Consider the following 17,981-nt stretch of genomic DNA (forward strand, 5'->3'; position numbering starts at 1 on the left):
GTGGTGATGAATCATGATTAGTGACTTTAGGTTTCAAAAATGATGATATCATAAAGGCAACTAGTCTTTTTTCTCTTGGAGAACGGCTTGAGCAACGGCGAGTCTAGCTGCAGGGACCCTGTAAGGTGAACAGGAAACATAGGTGACACCTATTTCCTGGAAGAAGGAGATAGAAGCAGGATCACCGCCGACCTCCCCACAAATACCAATGGATAGGCTTGGTTTTACCCGGCGAGCTTTGCTGATTGCAATGCGCATTAACTCACCGACTCCCTCCTGATCAATATGTTGGAATGGATCAAATGAAAGAATGCTCGTCTTTTTGTAATGACCTATAAATTTTCCAATATCATCTCGAGAAAAACCATAGGTCATTTGAGTTAAGTCATTAGTACCAAAGCTGAAGAAATCAGCTTCCCGTGCTAGTTTATCTGCAGTCAGACAGGCGCGTGGTAATTCAATCATGGTACCAATTTCATATGGGAAGGGCTCCTGTTTATGTTCTCTAAAGATATACTGGATGTGTTGAGTCAGATAGGATTTGACAAATTCTAACTCCTTTTTATCAGCAATTAAAGGAATCATGATTTCAGGTTTAATTTTTATCCCCTCTTGATATAATTTGATGGCACTTCTAAAAATAGCTTCAGTCTGCATCTTGTAAATGTCTGGCTGAGTGATTCCAAGTCTACAACCTCTATGGCCCAGCATAGGGTTGCTTTCTTGTAAGCTCTCAATTTGATGGGCTAGTTTCTCAGGTGACTTATTTAGTTTCTCAGCTAGAAGCTTGATTTCCTGCGAATCTTTAGGTAAAAATTCATGCATAGGCGGATCTAAAAGTCGGACAATCAGAGGTTTATCTTCAACCGTTTTGAACATCTGATAGAAGTCTTCTGCTTGGAAGTCTGAAAGGTTCTTGAGTGCGGCTTTCATTTCTGCTTCCTTATCAGCTAGAATAAGGCGCCGCATTTCTATAATTCTATCCTGACCAAAGAACATATGTTCAGTACGGGCTAGTCCAACCCCTTGGGCACCAAATTTCATAGCTGTTTCCAAATCTTTGACGGTCTCAGCATTAGCACGGACTTTAAGACGTGCAACTTTATCTGCCCAAGAAAGAAGGCGCTGAAGGTCTTCATTATTCTCAATCAAGATTGTAGGAATTTCTCCGATATAAACACAACCGGAACTACCATCAACAGAAATGATATCTCCCTCTGTTAAGACAAGATTACCACAAGAAAGTGTCTTCTCTTCCTCGCTGATCTTTAGTTCCCCACATCCAGCTACACAACAGGTACCCATTCCTCTAGCAACAACTGCTGCATGAGAAGTCATACCACCTTGGCTGGTAACAATAGCTTGGCTAACGACCATGCCTTCAATATCTTCGGGCGATGTTTCTTGTCTTACTAAAATAACCTTTCTTCCTAAATTGTGGAATTCTTTAGCTCGTTCTGCTGTAAAAACTATTTCCCCAGTAGCAGCTCCTGGGCTGGCTGGTAAACCTTGTGCAATGAGAGTTGCTTTTTCCATTGTAGCCTCTTCAAAGACTGGGTGAATGAGCTGACTAATAGAAGAAGGGGATACTCTCATCAGGGCATCTTTTTTACTAATAATATCCTGGTCTACTAAGTCCAAAGCAATTTTTAAAGAAGCTTTAGCTGTGCGTTTGCCATCCCTCGTTTGTAAAATATACAGTTTTCCTTTCTCAATGGTAAATTCGATATCTTGCATGTCCTTGTAGTGGTTTTCAAGGATTCTAGCATACTCTTTAAATGCTTTGAAAACTTGAGGTTGAGCTTTTTCTAAAGCGGCAATTGGTTCTGGAGTTCGTATACCAGCTACAACGTCTTCTCCTTGAGCATTCAGTAAGAATTCACCGAATAGTTGATTTTCTCCACTAGCAGGATTTCTAGTAAAACAGACTCCTGTTCCGCTGTTTTGGTCACTATTTCCAAAGACCATTGCCTGGACGTTAACGGCAGTTCCTAAATCGTGAGGAATCTTATTTAAATCTCGGTAAACTCTGGCTCGATTATTATTCCAAGAATTAAAGACAGCTTTGATAGCAGAAAAAAGTTGGTCTGTAGGATTTTCAGGGAAACATTGGTCCTCTTTAAGATAGATTTCTTTATATTGATTAACCAAGTCTTGATGCTCAGCTAGAGTCATGTCTTTTGTAGTTTTACCATGATATTTTTCAAAGTCTTCTAATAGTTCATCAAAAAGTTCTTTAGAAATTCCATATACAACATCTGCAAACATCTGAAGTAAACGTCGATAGCAATTATAGGCAAAATCAGGATTCGTCTGCTCGGCGAGTATTCTTGTCCGATGGTCATTTAGACCAAGATTTAAAATAGTATCCATCATTCCTGGCATAGAAAATTTTGCTCCGCTACGGACCGAAACTAAGAGAAGATTGGAGCTTTCTCCGCTGAACGATTTATCGGTTTTTCTTTCTAAGTCGGTAACCGCTTTCAAAATATCATCTTTTAAATAAGAGTCAAAGAAATCCGGATTTTCTAGAAACTTAATACAGCTCTCGGTTGTAATGGTAAAACCTGGAGGAACAGGCAATCCCAAATTGCTCATCTCTGCTAAATTGGCTCCTTTTCCACCTAGGAGAGCCTTGTCGTTTGCGCTTCCTTCCTCGAAGGAATAAATCCATTTTGTCATAGTCGCCTCCAAAATATTAAATATGCGTCACAATAAAAGACAAAACCATTGTAATATACATCATATATATTTGTCAAATGAAAAATCTTCGGGTATTAATTGACATATTACAAATAATTGCTATAATATTTAATATACATGATGCTTATTCGATAATTGTTTTGGTATAGGTAAAAATAACTAGCTTCTTGCAATAGTTATTTGGACCCTATATAGAATCTAGAAAGGTTTTCTGTGAATTGAAATTAAGTGAACGACAAAAAAAGATTGTAGAAATCGTTAAAGCTAAGCAGCCTCTGAGTGGTGAAAAAATATCTGAATTACTTGATATTTCCAGGGCAACGCTACGGCCAGATCTTTCCTTTTTGACCTTGGTTGGAATCCTAAAGGCCACTCCTAAAGTTGGGTATACCTACTCAGGCTCTGATCTAGAATCGGTCTTCTTTTTTGATACTTTTAGGAAAAAAGTGGCTGATATTATGACTTCGCCAGTCCTGGTCACCAGTGATTCCTATATTCAGGATGCTATTATTACTCTATTTATGTATGATGCAGACGTTATTTATGTCATTGATGAAGAAAAACTTCTTCTTGGAATCATGTCACGTAAAGATTTGCTAAGGGCTTCTCTCAATTCGAATATTGCAAGTACTCCTGTTGCGGTTTGCATGACTAGGATGCCACATATTAAAACATGTCACCAAAATATGAATATTTTGGAAGCCGCTGTACTCCTTCAAGATTACGCCATTGATTCCTTACCGATTGTCGACGAAAAGAATGAACGTCAGATTTTAGGTAGTGTGACCAAGTCAGCCTTGTTGGACTATATTATTCAGCAAGCTCGAAGCACCGAGGTAAATAGAGAAGAGGAATAAATATGAAAAAAGAAATGATTGTTTATAGTATTTCAGATTCTTTGGGTGGGACTTCCCAAAAATTGCTATCCGCTGTTACAGCTCAATATCCAGACATCATTTTTAATAAAAGCTATCGTTTCCCTTTTATCAACAAGGAAGATGAATTGTTGGACATTTTACGTGATGCTATCAAGGATGATGCACTAGTTATCAGTACCTTGGTCGATGGCAAGCTAGCTTCGGTAGCAAGGGAGTTTAGCTTGATGCATGGGCTATCCTATTTGGATTTGATGCATCCGTTTTTTGAAATTATCAAAGAAAAGACAGGAAGGGATCCGATAGAAGTACCTGGCACCCTTCACCGTTTAGATAGCGAATACTTTAATAAAATTTCAGCGATTGAGTTTGCAGTCAAATATGATGATGGTAAAGCACCGCAGGGATTTTTAGAATCTGACATAGTCCTGCTAGGGGTTTCCCGTACGTCTAAAACACCGCTCAGTATTTATCTAGCAAATAAAGGATATAAGGTTTCGAACCTTCCTCTAATTCCAGAAGTTCCCTTGCCTCAAGTCTTGGAAAAAATTGATTCTCGCCGCCTAATTGGTTTAGTATGCGAGCCAGAAAAATTGGTTAAGATTCGCAGTAATCGTTTGGATTCTTTGGGTTTGACCCAGGAAACCAGCTACACAGATCTGGAAAAGATTTATCAGGAATTGGACTATTCTAAGAAGGTCTTCAGAAAATATGGAGCTCGAGTCATTAATATGTCAGATAAATCAATTGAAGAAACAGCCTTCTTAATCGAAGAGTATTTAAAGAAAATGAACTAAGAAAATAAATAGTGCATTATTTGTCGTAAAAGGATAGTGTGCTGGAGGTCAAAAATGGAGCAATACAAGCGTATTTTACTGAAAGAATTTGATTCTCGACAAAAGGTGATCACAGAACTGACCAACCTTGAAGCAATTTTAAACCTTCCAAAAGGAACAGAGCTATATATCAGTGATATTCATGGTGAATTTGCGGCCTTTGACTATATTTTAAGAAGTTGTGCAGGTATCCTTAATGAGAAGATTAAGGATTGCTTTGGAGATTCCTTGTCGCAAGATGATAAAAACAGATTGTCAGCATTGGTTTCATATCCTGAACTTGTCTTGGAGCAAGGCGGTAAAAGCAGAGACTGGTACAAGGAAACTATTCCTCAACTTTTATCTCTACTGACTTTTGCAGCTGCCAAGTACACTCGGTCAAAGCTTAGGAAGGCATTGCCACCTCAGTATGCTTATATCATCGAAGAATTAGTATACAGTAATATAGCTTTAGCAGATAAAAAGTCATATTTTGATAACATCCTCTCCTATGTTATCGAGTTAGGAGAAGCTATTCCCTTTATTCTTGGTGTTTCTAGCAGTATCCGTCGCTTATTGATTGACCATTTGCATGTGGTTGGTGATATTTATGACAGAGGAGCTGGTAGTCCGCAAGTTATGGATGAACTTTTGCAATTTCATTCTTTGGATATTCAGTGGGGGAATCACGACATTATCTGGATGGGGGGCTTTTTCGGTTCAAAAGCCTGTATGTTAAATGCACTACGTATTGCTGCCCGCTATGGATATCTATGGGATATTGAGAAAGCTTACGGCTTAAATCTTCGGCCTTTAACGTTATTTTCTGATAGGACCTATAAGGCCAACCCTCAGTTTAGGCCTATCCTAGGAAATAGAGAAGATGATTTCACTAGCGAAGAAATTTTACAGTTGGAAAAAGTTCACCAGGCTCTTTCCATTATCCAGTTTAAACTGGAAACTCAACTGATAAAAAGAAGGCCAGAATTTCAAATGGAGGATCAGGTTAAACTGGATAATATTGATTATTTGAAAGAGTGTGTGACAATTGATGGAAAAAAATATAATCTTACGAATACCTGCTTTCAAACGATTGATCCGGCTAATCCAGCAGAATTAAGTTTAGAAGAGTCTCAAGCAGTTGATAGTCTCCTAGCCTCTTTCCAAGGATCTCCTAAACTCGCCGAGCATATAGAATTGTTAATGAAAAAAGGTTCCATGTATAAAATTTATAATCAGCATCTACTCTTTCATGGTTGTATACCACTTGAAGCTTCTGGAGAATTGAAACCTCTAATTATTAACCAGTCTTGTTATGCTGGAAGAGAATTATTGGATTTTTTTGAATATCATATTCGACAAGCTGCTAAGAATAAGAAAATCGGAGATGATTTTTCAACAGATTTAATTTGGTATTGTTGGCGAGGGGCAGTCTCACCTCTATTTGGTAAAGATAAGATGACAACTCTAGAGCGCTATTTTGTTGAAGATAAGGATACTCACAAAGAAGTGGAAAATTCTTATTTTTCTTATCGGGTTTCAGAGAAAGTCTGCCAGCTGATTTTGGAAGAATTTGGACTTTCCTCTAAAGAGTCTAGAATGGTCAACGGACATACTCCAGTTAAGACTGTGAAGGGAGAATCTCCTATTCGTGGGGGTGGTTTGCTTTTTGTCATTGACGGTGGCCTTTGTAAAGCTTATCAAAAGAAGACAGGTACAGCAGGCTATTCCTTACTAAACAATTCTTACGGTTTTCAATTGGTAACCCATCAGCCTTTTGAAGACTCACAAAAGGTTGTTGAAGATCCTTTTGCTCAAACATCTTTGAAGAGAGTCATTGAAAATGTTGCGCAACGAACTCTGATTAAATCAACGAGTATTGGTCAAATGCTACTTGCCCAGAAGCAAGAACTTTTTGATTTGCTACATGAGTTTTACGAATGTTAAAACTTGTCCTAAGTTCTATCAGAATTTAGGGCTTTTTCTTTCTTGTTCCAACCTTCCTTTCGTGTTACAATAGAAGGAGTGATTTTAGAAAGCGTGAGAAACCATGATTTACTTTGATAATTCGGCTACGACCAAGCCCTATCCAGAAGCACTTGAAACCTATATGCAGGTGTCTACAAAAATTATTGGAAATCCTTCTAGTCTTCATCGTTTAGGAGACCAGTCTACCAGAATTTTAGATGCATCTCGACAGCAGATTGCAGATTTGATTGGCAAAAATAGTGAAGAAGTCTTCTTTACCTCTGGTGGTACTGAAGGGGATAACTGGGTTATCAAAGGAGTTGCATTTGAAAAAGCGCAATTTGGTAGACACATTATTGTATCTGACATTGAGCATCCAGCAGTCAAGGAGTCAGCCCTCTGGCTTAAGACTCAAGGTTTTGAAGTGGATTTTGCACCAGTTGATGAAAAAGGATTTGTAGATGTAAAGGCCTTAGCAGGTTTACTTCGTCCTGATACCACACTAGTTTCCATCATGGCAGTTAACAATGAAATTGGTTCCATCCAGCCTATTCAAGCTATCTCAGAGCTTTTAGCAGATAAACCAACCATTTCTTTCCATGTAGATGCTGTTCAGGCCTTGGCAAAAATACCAACAGAAAAGTATTTGACTGACCGAGTGGATTTTGCGACCTTCTCCAGCCATAAATTCCACGGAGTTCGTGGTGTTGGATTTGTCTATATCAAGTCTGGCAAGAAAATCACCCCCCTATTAACTGGTGGTGGCCAAGAGCGTGACTTTCGTTCAACGACTGAGAATGTAGCAGGAATTGCAGCGACAGCCAAGGCTCTGCGTCTAGCTATGGAAAGATTGGAATTGTTTGCTAGCAAAACGAGTCAGATGAAGGAAGTTATCCGTCAAGCTCTTCTTGAATATCCAGATATTTTTGTTTTCTCAGGTGAGGAAGACTTTGCCCCTCATATTCTGACCTTTGGGATTAAGGGTGTTCGTGGTGAAGTCATTGTGCACGCCTTTGAAGACTATGATATTTTCATCTCGACAACCTCTGCTTGCTCGTCCAAGGCTGGAAAACCTGCTGGAACCCTGATTGCTATGGGCGTTGAAAAGGATAAGGCCCAGTCAGCAGTTCGTATCAGCCTGGATTTAGAAAATGACATGAGTCAGGTAGAGCAGTTCTTGACCAAGTTGAAATTAATCTACAATCAAACTAAAAAAGTAAGATAGGAGTATTCATGCAGTATTCAGAAATTATGATTCGTTATGGTGAGCTTTCAACCAAAGGCAAAAACCGTATGCGTTTCATCAATAAACTACGTAATAATATCTCAGACGTTTTATCCATCTATCCTCAAGTCAAAGTCACTGCTGATCGCGATCGTGCCCATGCTTATCTGAATGGAGCAGATTATGAACCAGTGGCAGAATCTCTCAAGCAAGTTTTTGGGATTCAAAACTTTTCTCCAGTGTATAAGGTTGAAAAATCCGTAGAAGTTCTTAAGTCTGTTGTTCAAGAGATTATGAAAGACATCTATAAGGAAGGGATGACCTTTAAAATCTCAAGTAAGCGAAGCGACCATAACTTTGAGTTAGACAGTCGAGAACTCAACCAAACTCTTGGTGGAGCAGTATTTGAAGCTATTCCAAATGTCCAAGCACAAATGAAAAATCCTGACATTAATCTTCAGGTGGAGATTCGTGAGGAAGCGGCCTACCTTTCATATGAAACCATTCGTGGTGCAGGTGGTTTGCCAGTTGGAACTTCTGGGAAAGGCATGCTTATGTTGTCAGGGGGAATTGATTCGCCAGTAGCTGGTTACCTAGCCCTGAAACGTGGGGTGGATATCGAGGCTGTTCACTTTGCTAGCCCTCCATACACAAGTCCAGGTGCCCTCAAGAAAGCCCAGGACTTAACCCGTAAATTGACTAAGTTCGGAGGAAATATCCAATTTATCGAGGTTCCCTTCACGGAGATTCAAGAAGAAATCAAGGCTAAAGCGCCAGAAGCCTATCTGATGACACTGACTCGTCGCTTTATGATGCGCATTACAGACCGTATCCGTGAGGTCCGAAATGGTTTGGTTATCATCAATGGTGAAAGTCTTGGTCAGGTGGCTAGCCAAACCCTTGAAAGTATGCAAGCTATCAATGCTGTCACAAATACGCCAATCATTCGTCCAGTTGTAACTATGGATAAACTAGAAATCATTGATATTGCACAAGAAATTGATACCTTTGAAATCTCTATCCAACCCTTTGAGGACTGCTGTACCATTTTTGCGCCAGATCGTCCAAAAACAAATCCAAAGATTAAGAATGCGGAGCAATATGAAGCACGTATGGATGTCGACGGCTTGGTTGAGAGAGCAGTAGCGGGAATCATGATTACTGAAATCACACCTCAGGCTGAGAAGGATGCAGTCGATGAGCTGATTGATGATCTCCTTTAATCAGAAAAACCAGAGGAAAAGATAAAATAAGTAAAAAAAGTTAGTTTATTGTCTTAAATTTGGACGGAAACTGACTTTTTTTCTATTTTTATGATATAATTAGGTAAAATTTTGAATATAGAGAGTTTTCTGACAATGAATCAATCTTATTTTTATTTAAAAATGCGAGAGCATAAGCTGAAGGTTCCATACACAGGCAAGGAACGCCGTGTACGTGTTCTCCTCCCGAAAAACTATGAGAAAGACACAGATCGAACTTATCCAGTTGTCTATTTCCATGATGGACAAAATGTCTTTTACAGTAAAGAATCCTATGTCGGACATTCATGGAAGATAATTCCTACCATTAAACGGAATCCAGATATCAGTCGCATGATTGTAGTGGCCATTGATAATGATGGTTTAGGACGGATGAATGAGTATGCGGCTTGGAAATTCCAAGAGTCTAACATCCCTAGTCAACAATTTGGTGGTAAAGGTGTCGAGTACGCAGAGTTTGTTATGGAAGTGGTTAAGCCCTTTATTGATGAAAACTATCGCACAAAATCAGACCGTAAACACACTGCTATGATAGGATCTTCACTTGGTGGCAATATTACCCAGTTTATTGGCTTGGAGTATCAGGATCAGATTGGATGTTTGGGAGTTTTCTCATCAGCCAACTGGCTTCACCAAGAGTCTTTTGATCGCTATATCGAGCGTAAAAAACTATTACCTGATCAGCGAGTTTTTATCTATGTTGGAACGGAAGAGGCAGATGATACAGATAAGACCCTGATGGCTGGTAATATCAAGCAGGCCTATATTGACTCTTCTCTTCGCTATTATCATGATTTGATAGCAGGAGGAGTTGAGTTGGAAAATCTCTCTCTCAAGGTTCAGGCTGGAGCCATTCACCATGAAGTGCCATGGTCAGAAAATCTACCAGCTTGCCTACGCTTTTTTGCAGAAAATTGGTAAATAGTATAAAGGAGACAGGATATGAATATTGAACATCTTAGCCACTGGAGTGGCCATCTAAATCGTGAAATGTATGTCAACCGATACGGACACGCAGGTATCCCAGCTGTTGTCTTTGCATCCTCAGGTGGTAGCCATAATGAGTACTATGATTTTGGCATGATTGATGCTTGTGCATCCTTTATTGAAGAAGGTCGAGTACAGTTCTTTACCCTTTCAAGTGTAGACAATGAGAGCTGGCTTGCGACTTGGAAAAATGGTCATGATCAAGCTGAGATGCACCGTGCCTATGAACGATATGTGATTGAAGAAGCCATCCCTTTTATCAAACATAAGACAGGCTGGTTTGACGGTATGATGACGACAGGTTGCTCTATGGGAGCTTATCACGCTTTGAATTTCTTCCTCCAACATCCTGACGTCTTTACCAAGGTCATAGCATTAAGTGGTGTCTACGATGCGCGTTTCTTTGTAGGTGATTACTACAATGACGATGCCATCTATCAAAATTCACCAGTAGACTATATCTGGCATCAAAATGATGGTTGGTTTATCGACCGTTACCGTCAAGCAGAAATTGTAGTTTGTACAGGTCTAGGTGCTTGGGAACAGGATGGCCTACCTTCTTACTACAAGCTCAAAGAAGCCTTCGATCAAAAACAAATTCCTGCTTGGTTTGCAGAATGGGGACACGATGTTGCCCACGATTGGGAGTGGTGGCGAAAACAAATGCCATATTTCCTTGGTCATATGAGTCTATAAAAGGAGTTGCTTATGAATTATCTTGTAATTTCACCCTATTACCCACAAAATTTCCAACAATTTAGTATTGAACTAGCCAATAAAGGAATTACAGTTCTAGGGATTGGGCAAGAACCCTACGAACAACTAGATGAACCATTGCGCAATAGCCTGACTGAGTATTTCCGAGTTGATAATCTTGAAAATATCGATGAGGTTAAACGTGCAGTCGCCTTTCTTTTCTATAAGCATGGTCCTATTGATCGCATCGAGTCTCACAATGAATACTGGCTAGAGTTGGACGCTGCTCTTCGTGAACAGTTTCATGTCTTTGGTGCCAAACCAGAAGACCTTAAGAAGACTAAGTTCAAGTCTGAAATGAAGAAACTCTTCAAAAAAGCAGGAGTTCCAGTTGTGCCTGGTGCTGTTATTGAAACAGAAGCAGATGTTGATAAAGCTGTGAAAGAAATCGGACTTCCAATGATTGCCAAACCTGACAATGGAGTGGGAGCTACCGCAACCTTCAAACTTGAAACAGCAGATGATGTCAATCACTTTAAGGCTGAATGGGACCACTCAACCGTTTATTTCTTTGAAAAATTTGTTACCTCTAGTGAGATCTGTACCTTCGATGGTTTGGTAGATAGAGATGGTAATATCGTCTTTTCTACGACCTTTGACTACGCACATACACCTCTCGATCTCATGATCTATAAGATGGACAATTCCTACTATGTTCTCAAAGACATGGATCCAAAATTGCGTAAATATGGTGAAGCAATTGTCAAGGAATTTGGTATGAAGGAACGTTTCTTCCATATTGAGTTCTTCCGTGAGGGTGATGACTATATCGCTATTGAATACAATAACCGTCCAGCGGGTGGCTTCACAATTGATGTCTATAACTATGCCCATTCTTTTGACTTGTATAAGGGCTATGCTGCTATCGTAGCAGGTGAACCATTCCCAGCTTCTCAATTCGAGCCCCTATACTGTTTGGCGACATCACGTCGTGCCAATGCCAATTATGTTTATTCAGAAGAAGATTTGCTGGCTAAATATGGAAACCAGTTCAAGGTCAAGAAAATTATGCCAGCAGCCTTTGCTGAATTGCAAGGAGATTATCTCTATATGCTAACGACATCAAGTCGTGAGGAAATGGAGCAGATGATTCAGGACTTTGGACAACGTCAAGAATAATTGAAATGAAGACTTAACAAACTCTCTTTGTTAGGTCTTTTTTGAAGAGTTAAAATAAAAGCGTTTTCCATCGCTATTCTTTTAGAAAATCTGTTGCTAAAAGCCCTAAAAATTGATAGAATAGGGAATGTCTAAAAAATATTAAGGAGAATCTATCAATGGATTTCACATGGGCAGTCAAATATGCCACTGAATTTTTGGGAACAGCCATCTTGATTATCTTGGGTAATGGTGCAGTTGCCAACGTTGAACTTAAAGGTACGAAAGGTCACCAAAGTGGCTGGCTCGTTATCGCTGTTGGTTACGGTATGGGGGTTATGATCCCTGCCTTGATGTTTGGTAATGTTTCTGGTAACCACATCAACCCAGCCTTCACTCTTGGACTTGCAGTTAGCGGACTTTTCCCTTGGTCACAAGTAGCTCAATACATCATCGCTCAAGTTTTGGGAGCAATCTTTGGACAAGCCTTGGTTGTTGCAGCTCACCGTCCATACTACTTGAAAACAGAAAACCCAAACAACATCTTGGGAACTTTCTCAACAATCGAAAGTATCGACCACGGAACAAAAGAATCACGCTTTGCAGCTTCTGTTAACGGTTTTATCAACGAGTTTATTGGTTCATTCGTACTTTTCTTTGCAGCTATGGCAATGACGAAGAACTTCTTTGGTGCTGAATTAGTTACTAAAGCTCAAGGATTGATTAACGATCAAGTAGCACAAGCAACTGCTCAAGGTCAAACAATTCCTCAAGAACAAGTTACTGCAGCTCTTGAACAAGCAAAAACTCAAGTAGCTCCATTCTTGTCACCAGGTCTTGCTGTTGCACACTTGGCACTTGGCTTCCTCGTAATGGCCTTGGTTACTTCACTAGGTGGACCTACAGGACCAGGTTTGAACCCAGCTCGTGACTTTGGACCACGTCTTCTTCACGCAGTACTTCCAAAATCAATCCTTGGTGAACATAAAGGTGATTCAAAATGGTGGTATGCTTGGGTACCAGTAGTTGCACCGATTGCAGCTGGTATTGCAGCAGTAGCACTTTTCAAATTACTTTACATGTAATCATTAAAAAACTGGGAATTCCCAGTTTTTTTCTTTTTTCTAAATGAAAGGATCCTCAACCAATTAATACTTAAATCGTCAGACTTTTTTCATTTTAAAACTAAAAGTGAAAATATGGCAAAAATATGGTAAAATAGAGTATTAAGTAAACGTTAAAAAGGAATATTATGCGTAAAGAGATTGCACCCGAATTATATAATTACAATAAATTCCCTGGTCCTGAATTTCATCTATCTGGAGATAAAGTCGAAGCTGAAGGTTTTACCTTTACTTTGGTTGAAAATAGCAAGGACGCTTTTGATGCAACAGCATTTACTCAACGCTTTTCAGAAGTTTTAAGTAAGTTTGATTATATTGTAGGAGACTGGAGCAATGAGCAGCTGCGCTTACGTGGTTTCTACAAGAATGAGCGAGCTGAAGAGTCTCTCGAGAAAATCAGTCGTTTACAAGATTACCTACTCGAGTATTGTAGCTATGGTTGTGCCTATTTTGTCCTAGAAAATGAAACTCCTAAACGAGCACCATTTGACCAAAAAATGCGCAAAAAAGAGGAAGAAAAGGATACCCGAAAAGGAAAGAAAACTTCTCAAAATAAAAAAAGAAATAACACGGACAAGAGAAATAGACGACGTCGTAAGGAACAGAAACCTCAGAACGAAGAAAAAGGACAACGCCATTTCGTCATCCGTCAGAAAGATTAGAGAATAAGGAGAAAAGATGAAACCATCGATTTATAGTTTAACACGCCAAGGCATGCAAGAATGGGTCTTGGAACAGGGAGAAAAGAAATTCCGTGCCGACCAAATTTGGGAATGGCTTTACCGTAAACGTGTTCAGACATTTGAAGAAATGACCAACTTATCAAAGGATTTAATCGCCAAACTAAATGAGCAGTTTGTAGTCAATCCTTTGAAACAACGTATTGTTCAAGAGTCAGCAGATGGTACTGTGAAGTATCTTTTTGAGTTGCCAGATGGGATGTTGATTGAGACAGTGCTGATGCGTCAACACTATGGTTTGTCAGTCTGTGTAACAACTCAAGTAGGATGCAATATCGGTTGTACCTTCTGTGCATCAGGTTTGATCAAGAAACAACGTGACCTCAATAACGGGGAAATCGTTGCCCAGATTATGTTGGTTCAAAAATATTTTGACGAACGTGGACAAGATGAACGTGTTAGTCATATCGTTGTTATGGGTATTGGAGAACCTTTTGATAACTACAATAACGTCTTGAACTTTATCCGTACCATCAACGACGATAAGGGAATGGCAATCGGAGCTCGCCATATCACTGTTTCAACTTCTGGCTTGGCCCACAAGATTCGTGAATTTGCTAATGAAGGTGTACAGGTTAACCTTGCTGTTTCTCTTCATGCACCAAACAATGAACTTCGTTCAAGCATCATGAAGATTAACCGTGCCTTTCCAATTGAAAAACTCTTTGCAGCGATTGAGTATTACATCGAAACAACCAACCGTCGTGTAACTTTTGAGTACATCATGCTAAATGAAGTGAATGATGGAGTTGAACAAGCACTTGAGTTGGCTGAATTGCTTAAGAATATCAAGAAATTGTCTTATGTCAACTTGATTCCTTACAACCCAGTTAGTGAACATGATCAATATAGTCGTAGTCCCAAAGAGCGTGTCATGGCCTTCTATGATACTCTCAAGAAAAAAGGAATCAACTGCGTCGTTCGTCAGGAACATGGTACTGATATCGATGCAGCTTGTGGACAATTGCGTTCAAATACCATGAAGCGTGATCGCCAAAAAGCAGTAGCTGAAGTAAACCCATAAGATGAATCGAAAAAAAATACTAATTTTGGGAGTGCTATTATACAGTCTTTGTATCGTCTGTTTTTGTTTTACTCCCCAGCCAAAACTTCCGATAGGAGTGGGAACTCCAGGTATTCAAACTATTGGACACCTGGTTTTTCTTTTGACGCCTTTTAACTCTTTGTGGAAATTGGGAGAAGTAACAAGCTTTTTACAACTGTTCTGGATTTTTTTGCAAAATGCCTTAAATATCCTTTTACTATTCCCACTGATTTTCCAACTTCTCTATCTCATGCCTAGTCTAAGAAAAACGAAGAAAGTGATTCTTCTCAGTTTTCTATTGAGTCTAGGAATCGAATGTACACAGCTAGTTTTAGACTTTTTCTTTGATTTTAATCGGGTCTTTGAGATTGATGATTTGTGGACCAATACCTTGGGTGGCTACCTGGCCTGGCTCCTCTATAAACTACTACATAAAAACAAGATAAGGAATTAAAATGAGTATCTTAGAAGTAAAAAATTTAAGTCACGGTTTTGGAGACCGTGCGATTTTTGAAGATGTATCCTTCCGTCTTTTAAAAGGTGAACATATCGGTCTGGTCGGTGCCAATGGTGAAGGGAAATCAACTTTCATGAGTATCGTGACTGGTAAAATGTTACCTGATGAAGGTAAGGTGGAATGGTCTAAATATGTGACAGCTGGCTACCTAGATCAGCATGCGGTGCTCAAAGAAGGCCAAACTGTTCGTGACGTTCTTCGTACAGCTTTTGACGAATTATTCAAAGCAGAAGCACGTATCAATGAACTCTACATGGAAATGGCAGAAGAGGGCGCTGATATTGATGCATTGATGGAAGAAGTTGGAGAACTTCAAGACCGTTTGGAAAGTCGTGATTTCTATACCTTGGATGCCAAAATCGATGAAGTAGCGCGTGCCCTTGGTGTCATGGACTTTGGAATGGATACGGATGTGACAGCCTTGTCTGGTGGGCAAAGAACCAAGGTGCTTTTAGCCAAATTGCTTCTTGAAAAGCCAGATATCTTGCTGCTTGACGAGCCTACTAACTATCTCGATGCCGAACATATCGACTGGCTCAAACGCTATCTTCAGAACTATGAAAATGCTTTTGTACTCATTTCGCACGATATTCCTTTCCTCAACGATGTGATTAATATTGTCTATCACGTTGAAAATCAACAGTTGACACGCTATTCAGGCGATTACTACCAGTTCCAAGAAGTCTATGCCATGAAGAAATCGCAACTGGAAGCAGCCTATGAGCGTCAACAGAAAGAAATTGCGGATCTCAAGGATTTTGTGGCTCGAAACAAGGCGCGTGTTGCAACGCGTAACATGGCTATGTCTCGTCAGAAAAAATTGGACAAGATGGATATCATCGAGCTCCAAAGTGAGAAACCAAAGCCATCCTTTGAATTCAAAACGGCTCGTACACCTGGACGCTTTATCTTCCAAGCTAAGGACTTGCAGATTGGCTACGACCGTCCCCTTACCAAACCCTTAAATCTTACCTTTGAGCGCAATCAAAAGGTTGCCATCATTGGTGCTAACGGTATCGGGAAAACAACCCTATTGAAGAGTCTCTTGGGGATTATTCCTCCAATTGCTGGGGAGGTTGAACGTGGGGACTATCTAGAACTTGGCTACTTTGAGCAAGAAGTGGAAGGTGGCAATCGCCAGACACCACTGGAAGCAGTTTGGAATGCCTTTCCGGCGCTCAATCAAGCAGAAGTCCGTGCAGCTCTTGCCCGCTGTGGTTTGACGACTAAACACATTGAAAGTCAGATTCAAGTCTTGTCAGGTGGAGAGCAAGCCAAGGTTCGTTTCTGTCTCTTAATGAACCGAGAGAATAATGTCCTTGTTCTTGATGAACCTACCAACCACTTGGATGTGGATGCCAAGGACGAACTCAAACGTGCTTTGAAAGAATACAAGGGTTCTATCCTCATGGTTTGTCATGAACCTGATTTTTATGAAGGCTGGATGGATCAAATCTGGGATTTCAATGAGCTAACATAAATAGTCATAAAAAGCCAAGTCTATGTGACTTGGCTTTTTTACGGGGATTGCAACTAGTAGAAGTCATACTGCTATCTCCTAGTTTTTGTATCAAAAATAACTAATTGGTTTGATTTCCCACGATTTCATCCTCTTCAAAGTGTCCCACACCATCTTCAACAACAAATGGGCAAGTAACTTTCTTTTTTATTCCATTTTCATCATAAGAACAAGTGATGTTATAGATTCCATCGGAAAATGAATTTTTTGGTAAAGATAAGATTCTCTCCTTAAAGGCGTCCACAGGACTAGCATTTTCTGCCTTGATTTTCGAAATGTCACAATCAAAATCGAGAGTAAGACCCTTGTTTTTCATGAGATCTTTTGTTGTAATATTATAAAAGCCAGCTGCGTCAGAATCTCCTTTTTCTCGATTGCTGACAGCCTGCGCCATAATTGCCACATAGTAGTTTTCTATTGGATATTTTCCAAATTTAAAACTAGAAGTTATTGGTGTCGCAAAGAGTTTATCTATTTTTTCAGCAGTAGCATTTTTGATACTGTCTTCTTCTTGTTGGAAATTCGGCCTTTCTTTGTATACATCTAGTAAGAAACTGAATTCATCTTGTTTGACAGTGTGAAACAGTGCCTTTTCTTTATCATTAAGAAGTGTTTCAAGATCTGTTCCTGAAAGAAGAAAGAAATTTGATAAATGTTCTCCATCTGCTCCATGAATTTTTGCAGTAGTAGTTTCTTTTAAAATAGTTCCATCGGATAAATTTTCTGTATATGTCAGCTTGTAGGCTGTTCCATAAAATGCTTCAATCTCTCTATGTTTATCAACTACCTCAACCTTTCCCTTAAGTCCAAGTGATTGAAATTCTTCAGCGAAAGAAGGAGTAGTGTATTTAATTGATTGAGAAGTGATTAAAACCAGTGCAAGGCTAGTGAGAAAAATGATCATCCCCCCAAAGATAAAACCAAATATGGCTGAATTATCTTTCCCTTGCCCTAACTTGATTGTCTGATAAATACCGACAAGGAGGATGATAGAGTACACAATACTGGCGCAAACCAGTACTGGATAATTATCAATGTAATTAAGCGGAGCCCCCTTAAAACCTATTATTTGCATGAAAAATCCAATTGTAGCTAGAACCAACTGTATAGTACATGTCTTTTGAATCAACTCATTATCTTCGAAGGAGGCTTTTAATTTTGAGATATCTCTAAAAATAAAAATATTTCCTAGCACAATTACTGCATATGACAAGAGAAATGCTGGCCACATGAGTATAAAAGCAAAACCTCCGGAATCATAAGTAATCGAATAAACGCGATTAAAGATTAAGTATCCTATCAGGATAAGACTGAGCCGAGTTATATCGATTTTATATGGTTTCATAG

15 protein-coding genes are annotated in these 17,981 nt (G+C 39.5%); 13 read left to right on the forward strand and 2 right to left on the reverse strand.

What is annotated here, in order from left to right; genetic code table 11:
* Positions 1-60: 60 nt before the first annotated feature.
* Positions 61-2,682 (reverse strand): pyruvate, phosphate dikinase, encoded by a 2,622-nt coding sequence (gene ppdK, locus ACXYSK_RS01120; protein ID WP_458624757.1) that lies wholly within the window; start codon positions 2,680-2,682, stop codon positions 61-63.
* A 239-nt stretch (positions 2,683-2,921) separates the two neighbouring features.
* Between ppdK and ACXYSK_RS01125 the strand changes: the two genes are divergently transcribed.
* The 13 genes from ACXYSK_RS01125 (at position 2,922) to abc-f (ending at position 16,595) form a co-directional block, all read left to right on the forward strand.
* Complete coding sequence (locus tag ACXYSK_RS01125; protein ID WP_373113113.1) at positions 2,922-3,560, forward strand: CBS domain-containing protein; 639 nt, start codon at positions 2,922-2,924, stop codon at positions 3,558-3,560.
* A 2-nt stretch (positions 3,561-3,562) separates the two neighbouring features.
* The gene (locus tag ACXYSK_RS01130) at positions 3,563-4,375 is read left to right on the forward strand and encodes a pyruvate, water dikinase regulatory protein (RefSeq protein WP_254727068.1); all 813 of its coding nucleotides are present in this window, start codon (positions 3,563-3,565) and stop codon (positions 4,373-4,375) included.
* Between the two features lie 54 nt (positions 4,376-4,429).
* Complete coding sequence (locus tag ACXYSK_RS01135) at positions 4,430-6,340, forward strand: fructose-1,6-bisphosphatase (protein ID WP_458624758.1); 1,911 nt, start codon at positions 4,430-4,432, stop codon at positions 6,338-6,340.
* 103 nt (positions 6,341-6,443) lie between these two features.
* Complete coding sequence (locus ACXYSK_RS01140) at positions 6,444-7,586, forward strand: cysteine desulfurase family protein (RefSeq protein WP_458624759.1); 1,143 nt, start codon at positions 6,444-6,446, stop codon at positions 7,584-7,586.
* An 8-nt stretch (positions 7,587-7,594) separates the two neighbouring features.
* Complete coding sequence (gene thiI, locus ACXYSK_RS01145) at positions 7,595-8,809, forward strand: tRNA uracil 4-sulfurtransferase ThiI (RefSeq protein WP_458624760.1); 1,215 nt, start codon at positions 7,595-7,597, stop codon at positions 8,807-8,809.
* Between the two features lie 135 nt (positions 8,810-8,944).
* Entirely contained in the window at positions 8,945-9,769 is an 825-nt protein-coding gene (locus ACXYSK_RS01150) for an alpha/beta hydrolase (protein ID WP_458624761.1), read from the forward strand.
* Positions 9,770-9,790: 21 nt separating this feature from the next.
* Positions 9,791-10,531: an esterase family protein gene (locus ACXYSK_RS01155; RefSeq protein WP_458624762.1), complete on the forward strand. Its 741-nt coding sequence runs from the start codon at positions 9,791-9,793 to the stop codon at positions 10,529-10,531.
* 12 nt (positions 10,532-10,543) lie between these two features.
* A complete protein-coding gene (locus ACXYSK_RS01160; protein WP_458624763.1) occupies positions 10,544-11,710 on the forward strand; it encodes an ATP-grasp domain-containing protein in 1,167 nt (388 codons plus the stop codon).
* A 158-nt stretch (positions 11,711-11,868) separates the two neighbouring features.
* Complete coding sequence (gla, locus tag ACXYSK_RS01165; protein WP_458624764.1) at positions 11,869-12,774, forward strand: aquaglyceroporin Gla; 906 nt, start codon at positions 11,869-11,871, stop codon at positions 12,772-12,774.
* Positions 12,775-12,941: 167 nt separating this feature from the next.
* Positions 12,942-13,475: a YutD family protein gene (locus ACXYSK_RS01170; RefSeq protein ID WP_254727088.1), complete on the forward strand. Its 534-nt coding sequence runs from the start codon at positions 12,942-12,944 to the stop codon at positions 13,473-13,475.
* Between the two features lie 16 nt (positions 13,476-13,491).
* Positions 13,492-14,577: a 23S rRNA (adenine(2503)-C(2))-methyltransferase RlmN gene (rlmN, locus tag ACXYSK_RS01175; RefSeq protein ID WP_006153426.1), complete on the forward strand. Its 1,086-nt coding sequence runs from the start codon at positions 13,492-13,494 to the stop codon at positions 14,575-14,577.
* A gap of 1 nt (position 14,578) precedes the next feature.
* Entirely contained in the window at positions 14,579-15,052 is a 474-nt protein-coding gene (locus ACXYSK_RS01180; protein WP_458624765.1) for a VanZ family protein, read from the forward strand.
* Position 15,053: 1 nt separating this feature from the next.
* Positions 15,054-16,595, forward strand: a complete 1,542-nt coding sequence (gene abc-f / locus ACXYSK_RS01185; RefSeq protein ID WP_049527818.1) for a ribosomal protection-like ABC-F family protein — start codon at positions 15,054-15,056, stop codon at positions 16,593-16,595.
* A gap of 100 nt (positions 16,596-16,695) precedes the next feature.
* On the opposite strand, the gene ACXYSK_RS01190 is transcribed toward abc-f, so the two are convergent.
* Positions 16,696-17,979: a hypothetical protein gene (locus ACXYSK_RS01190; RefSeq protein ID WP_458624766.1), complete on the reverse strand. Its 1,284-nt coding sequence runs from the start codon at positions 17,977-17,979 to the stop codon at positions 16,696-16,698.
* Positions 17,980-17,981 lie beyond the last annotated feature (2 nt).

It is taken from the genome of Streptococcus sp. V919 (genome assembly GCF_054353475.1).

What these genes read in the sequence shown, in the direction of transcription:
- ppdK (WP_458624757.1), bottom strand. Translation starts at nt 2,682, where the DNA reads ATGACAAAATGGATTTATTCCTTCGAGGAAGGAAGCGCAAACGACAAG.
- ACXYSK_RS01130 (WP_254727068.1), top strand. Translation starts at nt 3,563, where the DNA reads ATGAAAAAAGAAATGATTGTTTATAGTATTTCAGATTCTTTGGGTGGG.
- ACXYSK_RS01135 (WP_458624758.1), top strand. Translation starts at nt 4,430, where the DNA reads ATGGAGCAATACAAGCGTATTTTACTGAAAGAATTTGATTCTCGACAA.
- ACXYSK_RS01140 (WP_458624759.1), top strand. Translation starts at nt 6,444, where the DNA reads ATGATTTACTTTGATAATTCGGCTACGACCAAGCCCTATCCAGAAGCA.
- thiI (WP_458624760.1), top strand. Translation starts at nt 7,595, where the DNA reads ATGCAGTATTCAGAAATTATGATTCGTTATGGTGAGCTTTCAACCAAA.
- ACXYSK_RS01150 (WP_458624761.1), top strand. Translation starts at nt 8,945, where the DNA reads ATGAATCAATCTTATTTTTATTTAAAAATGCGAGAGCATAAGCTGAAG.
- ACXYSK_RS01155 (WP_458624762.1), top strand. Translation starts at nt 9,791, where the DNA reads ATGAATATTGAACATCTTAGCCACTGGAGTGGCCATCTAAATCGTGAA.
- ACXYSK_RS01160 (WP_458624763.1), top strand. Translation starts at nt 10,544, where the DNA reads ATGAATTATCTTGTAATTTCACCCTATTACCCACAAAATTTCCAACAA.
- gla (WP_458624764.1), top strand. Translation starts at nt 11,869, where the DNA reads ATGGATTTCACATGGGCAGTCAAATATGCCACTGAATTTTTGGGAACA.
- ACXYSK_RS01170 (WP_254727088.1), top strand. Translation starts at nt 12,942, where the DNA reads ATGCGTAAAGAGATTGCACCCGAATTATATAATTACAATAAATTCCCT.
- rlmN (WP_006153426.1), top strand. Translation starts at nt 13,492, where the DNA reads ATGAAACCATCGATTTATAGTTTAACACGCCAAGGCATGCAAGAATGG.
- ACXYSK_RS01180 (WP_458624765.1), top strand. Translation starts at nt 14,579, where the DNA reads ATGAATCGAAAAAAAATACTAATTTTGGGAGTGCTATTATACAGTCTT.
- abc-f (WP_049527818.1), top strand. Translation starts at nt 15,054, where the DNA reads ATGAGTATCTTAGAAGTAAAAAATTTAAGTCACGGTTTTGGAGACCGT.
- ACXYSK_RS01190 (WP_458624766.1), bottom strand. Translation starts at nt 17,979, where the DNA reads ATGAAACCATATAAAATCGATATAACTCGGCTCAGTCTTATCCTGATA.